The following is a 16,654-nucleotide window of genomic DNA, read 5'->3' as shown; positions in this document are numbered from 1 at the left end:
ACGCCTACTTTACGATGCAGTCGTGGCCCGAGGCCTTGAGCGCCGAGCAGAAGGATTTCGCCTTTTCCGGGCTCAGGCCGGTGAAGGCCGTACGATAAAAGGTGCCATTGGGCGTGGTGACCTTTTCAACGCGCTTACCGGCGCCGCCGACAAACAGGCCGTAGGACGAAGCCACCTTGGCATATTCCTTGTTGGCGATCTCCGGCGTGTCATAGGCGCCGATCTGCACCGCCGCCCCACCGCTGGCGGCCGCCGGCTTGACCGAAGCCACGGGTGCCGCCGAAGACGCGGCCGGCGCTGTCACCGGCTTGGGCGGCGTCAGGACAGGTGTTGCCGGTTTGACCGTCGGTTTGATCACTGGCGGATTGGTGGCAGCGGAGGACACGACAGGTTTGGGAGCCGCCGAGGCCGGAGCGGCCGGTGCCGGGACCGGCACGGAAGGCGCTGGCGGATTGGCGGCAACCGAGCCCGCCTGCGAAGGCAGCGGCCCTTCGATCGGGGCGGCCGGCAGGGGCGCGATATCGACCGTCGAGGCGCTGGCGGCCGGACGCGCACCCGGCTCTTCCGCGCCCGGCGCGAAGGCAGTGACACCCGAATCGCTCAAATCCTGATCAGACAGGGGCTGTGCGTCCTGGATCTGGCCCTCCTTGATATCACCCAGGGAATCACCGACTTCCGGCGCGATCTTGCCATGCTTGTTCATGCCGTAATTATAGAAGATCACGACGACAAGCAGCAGAACGACGAGGCAGATTCCACTTATGATCAGGGTGACCGGCGCCTTGTCGCGCGAGGCGGGCGCGCGGCGCGTTTCATAGTTCAGATTGTCCTCGGTCGGGGGCGAATAGGTGCCGCGATCCTTGTCTGACATGGTGGAAAATCCCCAGAGACCCGGCAAGGGCTTGCCGGCAAAAAAGTAACAATAGGTCCGATTCCGGGAGAATGTCGTGTGGAATCGGGCGCGAACATATCGATTACAGGGTGATTTTGACAGTCCTGTGGCCAAAAATCCCTGTGGTTTCATTTGCGAACCGGCAGGTTGTGAATAGGGTGGTATTGCTCTCTTATCCCCGCCTTCCTAAATCAGGGGCAGCAGAGGAGAGAAACATGACCGCCACCGTTATCGACAATGCCGCCCGCAGCCGGTTCGAACTGGAGATCGACGGCCATGTCGCCCATGCTGATTACCACGTCACGGGCGATACCCTCTATATCGACTATGTCGAAGCGCCCCTCCCCCTGCGCGGCACCGGGGCTGCCGGCCAGCTGATGGAGGGCGTCATGACGGCGGCCGCCCAAAAGAGTTATGCGGTCGTGCCCATCTGCGGTTACGCTGCGGCCTGGATGCGCAGGCATCGCAAGCTTTAGGCGGGGATTTTCAGGGTAAAGCGCGTTTCACTAGTGTTCGAAACGACCTGGAGCGCACCGCCATGCGCCCGGGCGATTTCCGATGCGATATAGAGCCCCAGCCCCAGTCCCTGCGGCTGTGTCTCTCCGCCGCCACCACGCACGAAGGGCTGAAAAAGCCTCGCCATGGCGCTCTCCGGAATGGGACGGCCGCCATTGGCCACAAACAGTTCGAACTCACCGGCACGGCTCTGGGCCCCGACCCGCACGCGCAGGTCCGGCGCACCATAGTTGAGCGCATTGCCAAGCAGATTGGAAAACAGCTGGGCAATACGGTCCGGATCGCAGGTCACCGGACCGCGCAGGTCATAGGTCTCGATAATCACGCGGTCCTGCCAGGTGGTGCGCAATTCGCTGACCACATGATGCAGGACCGGCTCCAGATCGACCGCTGCCCGCATGTCGAGCGTGATGCCGCCCCCCAGGCGACCGTGGGCAAAATCGAGCACATTTTCAATCAGTTCGGTCATGCGGTTCGTGCATTTCTGCATCATGGCCACCAGGGCCATACCACGTTCGTTCAGCGGCGTCCGCTCCAGCAGGGCGACACCGGAGGTGATGGCCCCCAGCGGATTGCGCAGGTCATGCCCGAGCACGGCAATGAAGTGCTCGCGCAGTTCCGCGGCTTTTTGCGCCTCGACCAGCTGATTTTGCGCCGCCATGATATGTTCGTGCCCATCGAGATGATGGGCGATCAGTTCGGCATAAAGCTCGAACATGCCGATCACTTCCGGCGTATTGACCCTGGCCGGCCGGCTGTCGATCGCGCACAGCGTGCCGAAGAACCGGCCGTCAGGTAGGATGATCGGTACGGAAATATAGCTTTTCAGGCCATAGATCGCCGGCGTGTGATGCGCCGCATAGCGCGGGTCTTCCGGCGCATTGTCAAAGACGACCGGCTGCCGGCTCTGGCGGATTTCATGGCAAAGCGTGGTTTCGACCTTGAGTTCGTCACCGGAACGCAAGCCAAAGGCGACATTATCCTGCACACTGCAGGCGATCCATCGTTCCGGCGTCACCCGCGCCACCGCGGCGAAACCCATGCCTGTCGTGCGGCAGACCAGATCGAGAATGCGCGGCACGGCGGATATGCCGGCGACAGCATCCAGATCCGCCTGAAAATCGTGCTTGCCTGTGAGTCCCAGCGCGTCCATGCGGGGCATTGTTCACACATGCCCAGGCAAAGCAAATACTGATTTCTCCCGTAACGGCGCTATGGTCAAAACGCGCGCGAAAGGGTGGAAAATTATCCGAAACGCGCAGATAAATCTGACCTGACCGCGATCAGGATTTCATCCGACAGCGCCTCATCCCCAACGGCGCGCGCAAGGACCATGGCACCGACCAGTTCGGATAACAGGGCTATGGCCTTTTGCCGCCCTTCCCCGCCGTCGCTTAAAGTGGCCAGAGCATCGAGATAATGCGCCACGCCCTCGCTGAAAACCTGCCTGACAGGCGCCGCCTGACGCGACACCTCTGCGGCCAGTGAGGGGAACAGGCAGGCCTGTCCCGGCAGGTCCCGGTTTTTCGTGGAAAGATACCGCTCGACATAGGCTCTGAGTTCGGCCCTGGGCTCGCCCTCGGCACCTTTCAACCGTTCGGCCTGGCGGTCCAGCGACGCGGCGCAGGCCTGGGCGGCCAGATCGTCCTTGGATTCGAAATAGGTATAGAAACCGCCATGCGACAGGCCGGCCGCCTGCATGACATCGGCCACCTTCACGCCATCAAAGCCGTGCTGACGGAATCCCTCCGATGCGGCTTCAAGCAGCTTCTGCCGATTGGCCTCGACATTTGCCTTCGATGTTTTCATACCTTGACTATACATGATCACTATCATAAATGCAATCATGACAATGATCATGTAAAATTGAGTCCATCATGATATCGACCGTTCTCGCCTCGCAGCTTCAGCGCCGCAACATCCACTACGGCTGGGTAATGGCGGCCGTCACCTTTCTGGTCATGCTCACCACCGCCTGTGCACTGGGGGCGCCTGGCGTGCTCATGCCGCCGCTGGAAAAGGAATTCGGCTGGACCACGGCCGATATTTCCGGCGCCCTCGCCCTGCGGCTGATCCTTTTCGGCGCCATCGCGCCCTTCGCGGCGGCGCTGATGCTAAGGTTCGGCCTCAAAAGGGTGGTGTCGCTGGCCCTGGCCCTGATCGTCACCGGACTGGGCCTTTCGATGCTGATGACGCAGATGTGGCAACTGGTCCTGCTGTGGGGCATCTGCGTCGGCACCGGCGCCGGCATGACGGCGATCGTTCTGGGCGCTACGGTGGCCACGCGCTGGTTCACGCACCGCCGCGGTCTGGTGATCGGCCTTCTGACCGCCAGTTCGGCCACCGGGCAGCTTGCCTTCCTGCCGCTGGTCGCCCGTATGTCGGAAAGCTATGGCTGGCGCGCCGCCCTGATGCTGGTGGTGGGCTTGTTGGGCGTGACGCTTACCATGGTTCTATTGTTCCTGCGCGACCGACCGTCCGACCTGGGCCTCCTGCCTTATGGCGAAACCGAAACCCTGCCGACGCCGCCCCCGGCCCAGCTGTCACCGATCGGCGTACTGGGGGAAGCCGGCCGCACCCGCACCTTCTGGATACTCTTTGCCAGTTTCTTCGTCTGCGGCGCTTCAACCAACGGTCTGATCCAGACCCACTTCGTGTCTTTGTGCGGCGATTACGGCATGGCGGCGGTGACAGCGGCCGGCGTACTGGCCATGATGGGCATATTCGACTTCATCGGCACTATCGGTTCCGGCTGGCTGTCCGACCGCTTCGATTCCCGCTGGCTGCTGTTCTGGTATTACGGCCTGCGCGGGCTTTCCCTGCTCTACCTGCCGCATACCGACTTCACCTTCGGTGGCCTGTCATTGTTCGCCGTCTTCTATGGTCTCGACTGGATCGCCACCGTGCCGCCGACCCTGAAACTGACAGCGGAAAAGTTCGGTCGTGAAAAGGCCGGCATGGTCTTTGGCTGGATTTTCGCCGGCCACCAGCTGGGGGCGGCGGCTATCGCCTTCACCGCCGGCTATATCCGCACGACCTATGCTACCTATATTCCGGCCTTCCTGATTGCCGGCGGCCTGTGCCTCTTCGCGGCATTCTTCGTTCTGCTGATCGTGCGGCCGAAGGCAACGCCCGCTGCGGTCTGAACGCGCCATTACGGCCATCGGCATAAAACTGATCGTCTGTTTATTGTTGAGACGGCATGTCGTTACAGCCTCTTTGCAGCCTGGCTGTTTAGGGTGGCCGTCAAGCAGCAAGGAGACCCATATGGCCATCTCAAACACTCAATCTTCCGGCAGCAACAGCCTGATTGTCGTCCTCATCGTCGCCGTTATTGCCATACTGGCGGTCGGCGCCGTATACCTGATGCAGGATAACCGGTCGGGCAGCGAGCGTGTTGGCGACGCGATTGAAGCCGCGCCGCATGGTCTGGACAAGGCCGCGGATCAGCTGGGCGACCAGCCGCCGGCCAAGAACGTCGAGCGCAACCTGGAAAAAGCCACCAACTGACGCTCAAATTGTGTAATAGCCGCGCGGTTCTCCCGCCGGCCATTCCGCGAATCGGCGTATGCGACAGAGAGAGTTGCAGGCATCGACCTGCGCGGCTCTTTTGATGGCTGACAATGAAAAAGAACAGATTCCTTCTCGCCACCCTCTTCCTTGTCGTGATCCCTGCGGTCGCAATGGCGAAACCTTCGCCGCAAGATACGGCGAGACGGCAGGCCATACTCAAGGATTACAAGACGAATCCTCCCGCCTGCCAGGGCGATGAGGATTGCGCCGCCAAATGGTCCGCTGCCCAGCAGTTTGTAACGGGTACAGCTAGCTACAAGATCAAGACGACGACCAGTACCACCATCGCGACCTACCCGTCTCCGGTCGGTGAAACGGGCGTGGCCATGACCGTCACCAAACGCCCCAACGCCGGCAACAAGAAATACAAGTTCGATATCGATGTCCGCTGCGGCGCGCCCGATCCGGGTCAGTGCGACCGCGATCTGTGGAGCGTGATGGCCGACTTCAAGCATACGCTGGAAAAGGCCAAGCCTTAGCCATTTGCGGCTCAGGGACATATTTTCTGAAAGTGGTAGGCCCGGAGGGACTCGAACCCCCAACCAGACCGTTATGAGCGGTCGGCTCTAACCATTGAGCTACAGGCCCCCAATGCAAGGGAGGCCGTGCTAACATGCACGCGCCCGGATTTAAAGGCCATTTTTCAGTTATCCGCGCCGTTCAGCCCGTATTCATGCGCCATCCACCATCATAGCCCTACCGTATGGCTATCAAAGCCGCCGGCCCATAAAACACTATAGAAAGACCATCCACATGTCCGTCATCAAATCCGCCTTGCTGAAGTCGTTCGCCCTTGGGGCCCTGACCGCCGGCCTCATGGCCGCGCCCCTGATGGCGAATGCTGAAACCCAGTCCGCGCCCGTACTGGTCATGCCGGCCCAGAGCACCCTGTCGCTCAGCGCTAATGGCGAGGTCAGCGCCACGCCCGACATGGCGACCATCAATTTCGCCGTGGTGACGCAAGGCGCAACCGCCTCCGACGCCATGAAGGCCAATAATGTGCGCATGAATACGGTCATGGCCGCGCTGAAGACTGCCGGCATCGCGGCAAAGGATATCCAGACGTCGAGCCTGAACCTCAACCCACAATACGATTACACCGATGGCCAGGCGCCGAAGCTGACCGGCTATCAGGCGCAGAACCAGATCACCGTGCGCGTCAATGACCTGACCCAGACAGGTCCGGTGATCGATGCGGTGATCAAGGCCGGCATCAATCAGGTCAATGCCATCAATTTCGGCCTGAAGAACGATGAAGAAATTACCGACCAGGCGCGCCAAGCCGCGGTCGCCACCCTGCTCAAGCGCGCCAATCTCTATGCCGCCGCCACCGGCATGAAGGTCAAGCGCATCATCTCGATCGAGGAAGGCGGGCCGGTCTACAACCAGCCGCAGCCGGTCATGTTTGCCCGCGCCAAGATGGCCGATGCCTCGACCCCGGTCTCTTCCGGCGAGTTGCAACTGAGCGTCAATGTGTCGGCGACCTTCGAACTGGAATAGGCGCCTGCAAGCCCTGACATGAAGCCTGCCGATGCCCTCGGCAGGCTTTTTCTGTGTATGGATTCAATCAGGACGATTATCAGCTCGACGCCAAATTAAGACTTTATTAACCTGCCCGCATGTTTGGAAAACGTGCGCCCGTCTATGCTGTTGCCAAGGTCGCGCCGGCGCTCCCCGCCTGGCTGGCCGTCGACAGCGCGTTCAATCCGGTGAATGTCGGCATCTTCCTCGCCGCCCTGCTTTTCGGCATGAACGCCTGACACGATTGCCCGCTTGAAAAAGCTCATCTAGTCTGCCCGCATTAAGTGGGGGCTGGAATGCAGCGGCAATTTCATTTCTGGGCGTTTTTCTTTTCGCTCAAAGGTCGCGTGACACGCCTGCCTTTCGCCCTGACCGTTCTGCCATTCAAGCTGTTTTTCGCTTGTGTACCGCATGTCATGCGGGCCTACTCTCTTCCAGTCTCTTCTGTGACCATGGTGCTGGGCATTATCACCATCTGCCATCTTATAGTCTTGTGGCCACTGTTTGCCGTGACATTCAAGCGCCTGCATGATGTGGGTTTGAGCGGCTTTTTAGCACTGCTGGCTTCCGTGCCGGGCATTCTCAATTTCATTGCGTCCTTCATCCAGTCGCGAGCCCTGTTGGATCACGCCTACAATCCGACACTTCACTGGACTCTTATGGCGACCACAATTGCCTTTTATACTATATCAGCCTGTACACTGGCGCTGGCTCTGTGGCCTGGAAACAAAGGCCCAAACCAGTATGGCCCATCCCCCCGCCAACCGGATATGGACAAGTCCGACGTGTTTTGAACCTTGCCCTCCCCGTCCGGCAGGATTAGGACAGGGCCATGAGCAAGACAGCCCCCCAAACGTCGCAAGCGACCGTATCGCCTCTGTTCGTCACCGAGCTCTATCGCGCCGATCTGGCCGCGCAGCCTGGCTTCGACGACTTCCTGGCCGAACTGGATGACACCTGCCGCGCCATTGCCGACGAGGACGAGGCTGGCCAGACCTGGTCGCAGACCAAGGGCTATCTTGGCTACACTTCATATGCCTCATTGAACGACCTGCCGGCGCGCGCCAGCGTCTTTGCCGACCTGAAAACCCTGCTCGACGGCCATGTCGCGGCCTTTGCCGACAGGCTCGATTTCGACCTGAACGGCCAGAAGCTGCGAATGAACTCTTTGTGGATCAACATACTGGAGCCGATGGGGCACCATTCCAGCCACCTCCACCCGCATAGCGTCATTTCCGGCACCTTCTATGTCTCCATCCCCGAAGGCGCCAGCGCCCTGCGCCTGGAAGACCCCCGTCTCGGCTTCATGATGAACGCCCCCCTGCGCAAGGCCAATGGCAAGCCCGAGCACCAGACCTTCGTCAATGTCACACCTCAGGCCGGGACGGTGCTTTTGTGGGAAAGCTGGCTGCGTCATGAGGTGCCAATCAATCTCAGCGACGACGTGCGCATTTCGGTGAGCTTCAACTATGGCTGATATCAAGGTAGCACTCGCTGGCTATGGCTATGCCGGCAAGACCATCCATGCCCCGCTGATCCACGCGGCAAAGGGGCTGGATCTGGCCACAGTCGTTTCCTCGCGCCCGGCAGATGTGCAGGCCGACCTGCCAGGCATGGCGGTCGCACCCGATCTCGCCACCGCGCTGGCCGACCCTGGCATTGAACTGGTGGTTATCGCCACGCCAAACGATGTCCATGCCGCCATGGCGCACGAAGCGCTCGATGCCGGCAAGCATGTGGTGATCGACAAGCCGTTTGCCCTCAGCGTGGCGGAGGGTGACTCCGTGCTGGCCCATGCCGAACGCGTCGGCAAGACGGTCTCGGTCTTCCACTGCCGGCGCTGGGACAGCAATTACCTGACCCTTCAGGCCCTGCGGCCGCGGCTGGGCGATCTCTATCAGGTGGTCCTGCGCTATGACCGCCTGCGCCCGGTGGTGCGCAATCGCTGGCGGGAGCGCGCCGGCCCTGGTTCCGGCATCTGGTTCGATCTCGGTTCGCACCTGGTCGACCAGTCACTGAGCCTTTTCGGCTGGCCGGAATGGATTTGGGCCGATATCGGCGGCCAGAGGCCCGGCGCGCAGACCGACGACTATTTCCACGCCATACTGGGCTATGGACCGCTGCGCGTCATCCTGCATTCGTCGATGATGACCACCATTCCCGGCCCGGCGTTCGAGGCGCAGGGCGCGCACGGCGCCTTCGTCAAGTTCGGCATGGATACGCAGGAAGACATGCTGAAGGCCGGCCGCACACCGGGCGATGACGGCTGGGGCGCCGATCCGGTTCTGGGCCTGTTTACACCGGTAGTGAATGAAGCGGCAGGCCCGACGGAAGAGGTTGTGGCCATACCGGGCAACTACCTCGCCTATTACGAGGCCATCGCCCGAACCCTACGCGAAAACGCGCCCAATCCGGTGACCGGACTGGACGCGCTCAGGGTTATGAAACTGCTGGAACTGGGCTTTGTCAGTTCCCGCGAGGGCCGGAAAATAGCGGCCTCCGAGCACCTATAAAGGCAGAATACGACGCTTCTTGGAGAAGCTCATATAGCCGACATTGGCGCCCAGGCGGAAACCGACACCGGCGCGGATCGGCGCCAGTACAATGCCCTCGGCGCGCTGATAGGTGATGCCGAGACCGCCAATGAAATAGGCCGAGCCTTCGACACCGGGGAAGCGGCGATACATGAAGATCGGCTCACGCAGATTATAGACCAGGGTAAAGACGCGCGAAGCGTTGGCGCCCGTATCGAAACCGATCGATGGGCCCTGCCAGTACATTTGAGTCGGCTCCGGCACATCCTTCATGAACAGGTTGCCCTTGCCGTAGCGCACGCCGACGCCAACGGCACCGGAGGCTTCCGTACCGGCGATATAGGCCGTGGGGTGATCGCCATAGTCGGCAAAGATCTTTTCCAGGGCACCGCCCAGGGCCTCGACCGTGACGCCAAGGAAATCGGACCCCGCCGTCAGAATTTCATCGCGGGTATAGTAGCGATATTCCTTCGGTTCAGCGGGCTGGCCTTTTTCGGTCGGGTAGGTCTGGGCGGAAGCCAGGCGCGGCGCCAGGCCGGCGATCAGGGGCGTGGCGGCGGCCACACCGGCCAGAAGAAATGAGCGGCGCTCCATAAACAGGTACTCCTAGTAATGAGCTGCGGGTTTACGATCACGAAGGTTAACAGGCGTTTACTAACATCGGGTTACGCGCCATTTCCCCAGTCCGGTGAAGGTGCCAGCGTCGTGTGTCCTGAATAGGGCTTTAAACGCCATAGCTTGGCCGCATTTCTTAATGCGATGCACAAAAAAATAGTGTAGATTGTGAGGATGGAGGGGCAGAATGACAGAAGTCATATCCTTTTTTACGCGCCGACAGGGCGTGAATATTGCCGTAGTAGCGAATTACCTACTTCTCGCCATCGTATTGGTCGCCAGTTCGACGGCCGCGCCATGCGAGCCGCTGGCGGCACGATTTATCATTTTGCTGCTTTGGGCACTTGTCATTCTGCTCATGGCCTATATCAGCGTTACCGACCGCAACAGTTTGTGGTGGATGGTGCCCCAGATCATTGCCCTGGGGCTTGCACTGCTCACGCCGCTGTCCACCACCATGTATCGCTCGCAAATCTCGGGCGATATCTGCTTCTACAATAATATAACACCTCTTTTCGAGCCGCAGAAGCCGAGCAAGTAAGCTATTTCCGCTCAGTGTCGGTCACGTCACGCGCCGCCTTGAACTCGGAGGTGTCGCGCCAGGCCGGCCACTGATGCGAATTGGCCAGAACCGATCCGATCTCGTAATAAAGCGTCGCGTCCTCGACCAGACCGCTCAGATCCCAGTCCGCCGACCACTCATCACCGGGCTGGTGATAGCGATTATCGGTATAGTCCTTCGAAAAAGCCTCACCGGCTGCCTTGCCGCCCTTGACCATGTCATCCCCGGAACTGGCCACCAGCATGGGCACGCCCCGCTTGACCAGAGGGAAGTGATCCGAGCGGAAAAAGCCGCCGGCTTCCGGACGCGGTTCGGGGGTGATCGTGCGGTTCTGAGCGGCGGCATATTTCGCCACCAGATCATCCAGTGACGACTGCCCTACCCCCTCGACGACGATATCCTTTGTGGCGCCATTGACGTTCAACGCATCCATATTGATGCCCGCTACCGTCTTGCTGAGCGGATAGACCGGATTGCTGGCATAGTATTCCGAGCCCAGCAGGCCGCTCTCCTCAGCCGTGAAGGCGATCATGACAATCGAACGCTCGGGCTTTTTGGCTTTTCCAAAGGCCCGAGCCAGTTCCAGCAGGGTGGCGATACCCGTACCGTTATCGACGGCGCCATTGCAGATCTTGTCGGCCGCCTGCGGCGCACAGATCCCGAGATGGTCCCAATGGCCGGTAAAGAGCACCGTCTCGTCCGGATATTTCGTCCCCGGCAGACGCGCCAGAATGTTGTGTGTGGTGATCTCCGTCGCCGTCACCTTGTAACCACCGCTCAAGGTCACGTTCATCGGCACGGGCTGGAAATCCTTCGAACGCGCCTTGACCCGCAGGGCGGCCAGATCGAGCCCTGCGGCCTTGAACAGCGCATCGGCGGTCTCGTGGCTGATCCACGATTCCAGCTTCGGGCTGACTTTCGATGGATCAGGCCGGACGATATCGAATTTCGAGCCATTATTGGAATTGCGCACCGTATCCCAACCATAGGCGGCGGCATCGGTATCATGAATGATCAGCACGCCGGCGGCCCCGCGACGGGCGGCTTCCTCATACTTGTAGGTCCAGCGGCCGTAATAGGTCATCGCCTTGCCGCCGAACGTCATCAGTTGCGGCTCGGCAAAATCCGGATCGTTGATCAGCTCGACCAGGATCTTGCCTTTCACATCGAGCCCCTTGAAATCGTCCCAGCCACGCTCCGGCGCCGTGACGCCATAACCGACAAAGACCAGCGGTGTCTTGTCGAAGGCCACATCGCTGAGCGCCCCGCGCGTATTGACGGTGATTTCCTGGCCCTGATGCAGATCTATCTGGCCGCCGCCCGGCAGGTCGAAGGCCAGTTTCGGATCGCTGACCACGAACTGGCGCAGGTGGACGTCCTGCGTCCAGCCGCCATTGTCACCGCCGGGCTGGAAACCGGCCGCCGAGAAACCCTTCACCATATAGTCGATGGTCTTCTGTTCGGCCGGTGTGGTGATGCCGCGTCCCTCATATGCATCGGATGACAGCACCTTGATATCGTCGGAAATGCGCGCGGCGCTGATCACTTGCGCCTCGGCCGCTGTGGACAGGCACAACAGGGCTGACGAGGCCAAAAGGAGGGATTTCAACACGGCGCATCTCCTGAAACTGGTTTCGGGTGATGCTAGTTCCCGGTCCTGCAGAGTCAAGCACGTCTTTTTATGGCTTGCTCGCGGCGGAATTCCTCGCCATACCTCATGGTAACGCTAACAATAATATCGGCGAGGAAATTTCATGGGCCTGTTCAAACTGACATGCCGCTCGGCTATCGCGGTCAGCCTCGTTCTGTGCCTGGCCCTGCCAGCTTATGCCAAGCCCCACGTTCCCTGGGTTACAGTCTGGTCCACCGCCCAGATGACGCCCGGTACCGACAGTGCTCTCTCCCCGTCCGATGCGACCGATTCCACCCTGCGTCAGACCGTGCACATAGCGCGTGGCGGCAAGACCCTGCGCATCCGCCTGTCGAATATCATGGGCACCCAAGCCCTCAGGCTGGACAGTGTCCATGTCGCCCTGACTCGCGAGACCGGCGGATCGTCCATCGCCCCCGCCAGCGATCGCGCGGTGACTTTCAGCAGCCTGTCCGACATCGTTATACCGGCGGGCGCCGACTATGTTTCCGATCCGATTGACCTGGCCGTGGCCGATCAGTCCACCCTGGCCATCAGCTTCCATATGCCTGAAGTGTTGCCGCAGCAGACCGGGCATCCCGGCTCACGCACCACATCCTGGCTCGTCACCGGCAACCATGTATCCGATGCCGACTTTTCCGACGCCAGACATTTCGATCACTGGTTCAATATCGCCAGCGTCGATATCCAGGCCGGATCGTCCAGGGCCGCTATCGTGGCCTTTGGCGATTCGATCACCGATGGCTACGGCATCACACCGAACAGCGACACCCGCTGGCCGAACTTCCTGGCCGCACGCCTTGAAGGAAAACCGCTGGCCGTGCTCAATGCCGGTATCGGCGGCAATCGCCTGCTGAATGACGGACTGGGCAGCAATGGGCTTGCGCGGTTCGAGCGCGATGCCCTGGTTCATGACGGCGTGAAATACGTCATTGTGCTGGAAGGCGTGAACGACCTGGGCATGCTGACGCGTGATGCGCCGGCCACGCCGGCCGCGCACGCGGATATGGTTGCCCGGATAAAGGCCGCCTATCTGCAGATGATAGCGAAAGCGCATAATCGCGGCCTGAAGATCTACGGCGGCACCATTACCCCTTTCATGGGCATGGACTACTATCACCCCGACGCGCTGAACGAAGCCGACCGTCAGGCGATCAATCAATGGATCCGAACGTCTGGTGCCTTCGACGCGGTGATCGATTTCGATGCCGCCCTGCGCGACCCGACCCGGCCGGATCATTTGCTGCCAGCCTATGACAGCGGAGACCATCTCCATCCATCACAGGCCGGCTACAAGGCCATGGCCGAAGCCGTGGATCTGCGGCTGTTCGACCGCTGATCCACCATCTGACTTAGTCCTTGGTCTGCAGGAAGCCGTCGTCCACTGGCAGAGTCGAGCCATTGATGGCCGAAGCGGCGTCGGTGAACAGGAAGGCCACGACGCTGGCCACCTTTTCCGGCTCGATCAGCTTGTGGTGCATATGCTGACGGCCCAGTGCTGATTTCATGGCCTCGTCCTTGCCGAGGATTGGCGTATTGATGAAGCCTGGCGCCACGCCCACAACCCGGATGCCGTATTCGGCCAGTTCCAGCGCGGCGGATTTCGACATCATCACCACGGCAGCCTTGGCGGCGTTGTAGTTGAAGCTACCGCGTGCCGCCATCGTGCCGTAGATCGAGGCGGTATTGACAAACGTGCCCTTGGCGCCGATCGCCACCATCTTCTTCGCGGCATAGTACATGCCGTAATAGACGCTGTGCTGATCAACATCGATGACCTTATGATAACTGGCCGGGTCCATTTCGAGGAAGGGCTTCACCAAACCGATGCCGGCATTGTTGAAAATGCCGTTGAGCGTGCCGAGCTTTTCAACGGCGAACTCGACCAGGGCCTCGATCTCTTCCGCCTTCGAGACATCGACCTTGAACGGAAAGGCCTTTCCCCCCAGCGCCGTAATCTCCGCGGCGACTGACTTCGCGCCCTCTTCGTTGAAATCCGCGATAATGAGATTGGCGCCCTTGGCGGCCAGAGCTCGAGCGGCTTCATGGCCGATGCCGCTGGCGCCACCGGTGACGATAATAGCCTGGTTTTGCAGTTCCATATCAATGCTCCTGATAGTCTTAATCTGTCAGGGACACCTGTTGCCGATGACAAAATTAATTAGGAACCTAATGAATTACAAATGTGACCAGACTAGGGAAAACACCGATATAGTTGCAATTTAGGACTTAGCGGCTGCCGGCCGCCAGTTGCTGGGCCGGGGCGCCCCCCGGCAGCTTCCAGTTGGTGGTGAAGCGCAGCCAGTCCCCCGGCGCATGACCGGGTTTGCTGGTATCGGTCTGGGCCCATTTGACGACCGTGATCGCCAATGCCTGGCCGAGGCCATAGCCGGCGCGGCTTTCACCGGAAACAATACATTGATCGAGCATGCCATCGGCGCCGATCTGGCAATCGACCTGCGCCTGCCCTTCGATCAGGGCGACCTTGGCCAGAGACGGATATTCGCCAGCCTGGCTGAGATCGCTGTTGCGTGTAAAGAGACGCGTGCCGTCGGCAATGACCGGCGCGGCTATGGGCTGGCAATGCACGCCGCCGCCTGTGGCGGTCGCGTCCTGCGCCATGGCCTGCGCGGCCGCCAGACCACACAGAAGCGAAAGCGAAAATACAGTCGTTTTCATCAGCCCACTCTCACCCGAATTTACAGCCGAATTTGCGTCAGTAAGCCACTGCCAGACATAAGGGATCAATTAGGGGATTCCTGCAATCCCTAATTTCGGGATAGGTGGTTAATGCCAGAAGACGCGCTTGCCAGTGAGCGCCGGCTTTTTCGTAAAACTTAAAACAAAAGGGTCCAGGGTCGAGACCCTGGTGGCCCTTCCCTCTTGCGGCGCATCATGCTATCCGCACCCGCATGAGCACAGACCTTTCCAAGATCCGCAATTTTTCCATCGTCGCCCACATCGACCACGGCAAATCCACCCTGTCCGACCGCCTGATCCAGTTCACCGGCGGCCTCACCGCGCGCGAGATGAAGGAACAGGTGCTCGACAACATGGATATCGAGCGCGAACGCGGCATCACCATCAAGGCCCAGACTGTCCGCCTCAACTACAAGGCGCATGATGGTGAAACCTATGTGCTGAACCTGATGGACACGCCAGGCCACGTCGATTTCGCCTACGAGGTCTCGCGCTCGCTGGCCGCCTGCGAAGGCTCGATCCTCGTCGTCGATGCCTCGCAGGGCGTCGAGGCCCAGACCCTGGCCAATGTCTATCAGGCCATCGACAATAACCACGAGATCGTCCCGGTTCTCAACAAGATCGACCTGCCAGCCGCCGAGCCGGAGCGCATCCGCGCCCAGATCGAGGATGTTATCGGCATTGATGCCTCGGACGCCGTGCTCTGTTCGGCCAAGTCCGGCCTCGGCATCGAGGATGTGCTGGAAGCCGTCGTCACTCGCCTGCCCGCGCCTAAGGGCGAGGAAAATGAACCGTTGAAGGCCCTGCTGGTCGATGCCTGGTATGATCCCTATCTCGGCGTCGTTGTCCTGGTGCGCGTGTTCAACGGTCGCATGAAGCCGGGCCAGCAGGTCAAGCTGATGAATGCCGGCGCCACCTACAAGATCGATAAGCTCGGCGTCTTCAGTCCCAAGGCCACCGATGTCGAAAGCCTCGGCCCCGGCGAGGTCGGCTTCTTCACCGGCCAGATCAAGGAAGTGTCTGATGCTGCCGTCGGCGACACTATCACCGACGAACGTAAGCCGACCGCCCAGGCCCTGACGGGCTTCAAGGAAGTCCAGCCGGTGGTTTTCTGCGGTATCTTCCCGGTCGATGCCGCCGATTTCGAGGACCTGCGCGCCGCCATGGGTCGCCTGCGACTCAATGACGCCAGCTTCTCGTTCGAAATGGAAACCTCGGCCGCTCTGGGCTTCGGCTTCCGCTGCGGCTTCCTGGGACTGCTGCATCTGGAAATCATACAGGAGCGCCTCAGCCGCGAATTCAATCTCGATCTGATCGCCACCGCACCGTCCGTCGTGTACGAAATCTACATGAATAACGGCGATCGCATTCATTTGCACAATCCGGCCGACATGCCCGATCCGGTCAAGATCGACCATATCGAGGAGCCGTGGATCAAGGCGACCATCTTCACGCCGGACGATTATCTTGGCGCAGTCATCAAGCTCTGCCAGGACCGCCGCGGCATCCAGGCCGACCTGTCCTATGTCGGTAGCCGCGCCATGGCGGTCTATTACCTGCCGCTGAATGAGGTGGTGTTCGATTTCTACGATCGCCTGAAGTCGGTCTCCAAGGGATATGCCTCGTTCGACTACACAATCGAGGAATATCGCGAGGGCGATCTGGTCAAGATGTCGATCCTGGTCAATTCCGAGCCGGTCGATGCGCTATCCATGCTGGTCCACCGCGATCGCGCCGAAATGCGCGGCCGGGGCATGTGCGAGAAGATGCGCGAATTGATCCCGCAGCACCTGTTCGTCATTCCGATCCAGGCGGCCATTGGCGGCCGGATCATCGCCCGCGAAACCGTGCGCGCCCTGCGAAAGGACGTGACGGCGAAGTGCTACGGCGGTGACGCCACGCGGAAAAAGAAGCTTCTGGAAAAGCAGAAGGAAGGCAAGAAGAAGATGCGGCAGTTCGGTAAGGTCGAAATCCCGCAGGAGGCCTTTATCGCCGCCCTCAAGATGGACAATGACTAATCAGAGACCATCCCTCCCGCCCAACAGGACCACTTTAGCCCAAGACGGGCAATCACAGACACGTGCGCAAAG

19 protein-coding genes and 1 tRNA gene are annotated in these 16,654 nt (G+C 60.3%); 12 read left to right on the top strand and 8 right to left on the bottom strand.

All coding sequences use genetic code 11. The features are described 5' to 3' along the window. Positions 1-4 precede the first annotated feature (4 nt). The gene (locus QM647_RS07445; protein WP_414994875.1) at positions 5-871 is read right to left on the bottom strand and encodes an SPOR domain-containing protein; all 867 of its coding nucleotides are present in this window, start codon (positions 869-871) and stop codon (positions 5-7) included. Between the two features lie 236 nt (positions 872-1,107). Here QM647_RS07445 and QM647_RS07440 point away from each other — a divergent pair, with 236 nt between their 5' ends. After that, a complete protein-coding gene (locus QM647_RS07440) occupies positions 1,108-1,368 on the top strand; it encodes a GNAT family N-acetyltransferase (protein ID WP_414994874.1) in 261 nt (86 codons plus the stop codon). Here the strand turns inward: QM647_RS07440 and QM647_RS07435 are convergent. Continuing rightward, positions 1,365-2,570 (bottom strand): ATP-binding protein, encoded by a 1,206-nt coding sequence (locus QM647_RS07435; RefSeq protein ID WP_414994873.1) that lies wholly within the window; start codon positions 2,568-2,570, stop codon positions 1,365-1,367. The two genes, QM647_RS07440 and QM647_RS07435, sit on opposite strands and share 4 nt — an antisense overlap. 83 nt (positions 2,571-2,653) lie before the next feature. Beyond that, entirely contained in the window at positions 2,654-3,217 is a 564-nt protein-coding gene (locus QM647_RS07430) for a TetR/AcrR family transcriptional regulator (protein WP_414994872.1), read from the bottom strand. A gap of 68 nt (positions 3,218-3,285) precedes the next feature. Between QM647_RS07430 and QM647_RS07425 the strand changes: the two genes are divergently transcribed. From QM647_RS07425 to QM647_RS07415, 3 genes are all read left to right on the top strand, one after another. Next, the gene (locus QM647_RS07425) at positions 3,286-4,554 is read left to right on the top strand and encodes an MFS transporter (protein ID WP_414994871.1); all 1,269 of its coding nucleotides are present in this window, start codon (positions 3,286-3,288) and stop codon (positions 4,552-4,554) included. A 121-nt stretch (positions 4,555-4,675) separates the two neighbouring features. Then, a complete protein-coding gene (locus QM647_RS07420) occupies positions 4,676-4,918 on the top strand; it encodes a hypothetical protein (RefSeq protein ID WP_414994870.1) in 243 nt (80 codons plus the stop codon). 173 nt (positions 4,919-5,091) lie between these two features. Continuing rightward, positions 5,092-5,460, top strand: coding sequence for a hypothetical protein (locus tag QM647_RS07415; RefSeq protein ID WP_414994869.1), 369 nt, complete (start codon positions 5,092-5,094; stop codon positions 5,458-5,460). A gap of 33 nt (positions 5,461-5,493) precedes the next feature. Here the strand turns inward: QM647_RS07415 and QM647_RS07410 are convergent. After that, positions 5,494-5,569: transfer RNA gene (locus QM647_RS07410), tRNA-Ile, on the bottom strand. A 165-nt stretch (positions 5,570-5,734) separates the two neighbouring features. On the opposite strand from QM647_RS07410, the gene QM647_RS07405 reads away from it, so the two are divergent. The 5 genes from QM647_RS07405 (at position 5,735) to QM647_RS07385 (ending at position 9,015) form a co-directional block, all read left to right on the top strand. Then, positions 5,735-6,481 carry an SIMPL domain-containing protein gene (locus tag QM647_RS07405; protein WP_414994868.1) on the top strand — a complete coding sequence of 249 codons (747 nt, stop codon included), beginning with the start codon at positions 5,735-5,737 and terminating at the stop codon, positions 6,479-6,481. 119 nt (positions 6,482-6,600) lie between these two features. Next, positions 6,601-6,741, top strand: a complete 141-nt coding sequence (locus QM647_RS07400; RefSeq protein ID WP_414994867.1) for a hypothetical protein — start codon at positions 6,601-6,603, stop codon at positions 6,739-6,741. A gap of 57 nt (positions 6,742-6,798) precedes the next feature. Next, positions 6,799-7,296, top strand: coding sequence for a DUF805 domain-containing protein (locus tag QM647_RS07395; RefSeq protein WP_414994866.1), 498 nt, complete (start codon positions 6,799-6,801; stop codon positions 7,294-7,296). Positions 7,297-7,334: 38 nt separating this feature from the next. Continuing rightward, positions 7,335-7,979: a TIGR02466 family protein gene (locus QM647_RS07390; protein WP_414994865.1), complete on the top strand. Its 645-nt coding sequence runs from the start codon at positions 7,335-7,337 to the stop codon at positions 7,977-7,979. After that, complete coding sequence (locus tag QM647_RS07385; protein WP_414994864.1) at positions 7,972-9,015, top strand: oxidoreductase; 1,044 nt, start codon at positions 7,972-7,974, stop codon at positions 9,013-9,015. The genes QM647_RS07390 and QM647_RS07385 overlap by 8 nt, the downstream gene beginning before the upstream one ends. Here QM647_RS07385 and QM647_RS07380 read toward each other — a convergent pair. Continuing rightward, positions 9,010-9,630 (bottom strand): DUF1134 domain-containing protein, encoded by a 621-nt coding sequence (locus QM647_RS07380; RefSeq protein WP_414994863.1) that lies wholly within the window; start codon positions 9,628-9,630, stop codon positions 9,010-9,012. The two genes, QM647_RS07385 and QM647_RS07380, sit on opposite strands and share 6 nt — an antisense overlap. 208 nt (positions 9,631-9,838) lie before the next feature. Here QM647_RS07380 and QM647_RS07375 point away from each other — a divergent pair, with 208 nt between their 5' ends. Continuing rightward, positions 9,839-10,192 carry a hypothetical protein gene (locus QM647_RS07375; protein WP_414994862.1) on the top strand — a complete coding sequence of 118 codons (354 nt, stop codon included), beginning with the start codon at positions 9,839-9,841 and terminating at the stop codon, positions 10,190-10,192. 1 nt (position 10,193) lies between these two features. Here the strand turns inward: QM647_RS07375 and QM647_RS07370 are convergent, their stop codons facing one another. Next, positions 10,194-11,822, bottom strand: coding sequence for a M28 family metallopeptidase (locus QM647_RS07370; RefSeq protein WP_414995218.1), 1,629 nt, complete (start codon positions 11,820-11,822; stop codon positions 10,194-10,196). Between the two features lie 145 nt (positions 11,823-11,967). Here QM647_RS07370 and QM647_RS07365 point away from each other — a divergent pair, with 145 nt between their 5' ends. Beyond that, positions 11,968-13,203: an SGNH/GDSL hydrolase family protein gene (locus tag QM647_RS07365; RefSeq protein ID WP_414994861.1), complete on the top strand. Its 1,236-nt coding sequence runs from the start codon at positions 11,968-11,970 to the stop codon at positions 13,201-13,203. A gap of 13 nt (positions 13,204-13,216) precedes the next feature. Here the strand turns inward: QM647_RS07365 and QM647_RS07360 are convergent, their stop codons facing one another. Beyond that, a complete protein-coding gene (locus QM647_RS07360; protein WP_414994860.1) occupies positions 13,217-13,966 on the bottom strand; it encodes an SDR family NAD(P)-dependent oxidoreductase in 750 nt (249 codons plus the stop codon). A 127-nt stretch (positions 13,967-14,093) separates the two neighbouring features. Then, complete coding sequence (locus tag QM647_RS07355) at positions 14,094-14,543, bottom strand: hypothetical protein (RefSeq protein WP_414994859.1); 450 nt, start codon at positions 14,541-14,543, stop codon at positions 14,094-14,096. A 233-nt stretch (positions 14,544-14,776) separates the two neighbouring features. Here QM647_RS07355 and lepA point away from each other — a divergent pair, with 233 nt between their 5' ends. Further along, entirely contained in the window at positions 14,777-16,582 is a 1,806-nt protein-coding gene (gene lepA / locus QM647_RS07350; RefSeq protein ID WP_414994858.1) for a translation elongation factor 4, read from the top strand. Positions 16,583-16,654: the final 72 nt, after the last annotated feature.

Source organism: Asticcacaulis sp., from assembly GCF_047605585.1.
Taxonomy (GTDB): domain Bacteria; phylum Pseudomonadota; class Alphaproteobacteria; order Caulobacterales; family Caulobacteraceae; genus Asticcacaulis.
Note: the sequence above shows the minus strand (reverse complement) of the source record. Positions and strands in the feature narration are given on the sequence as shown.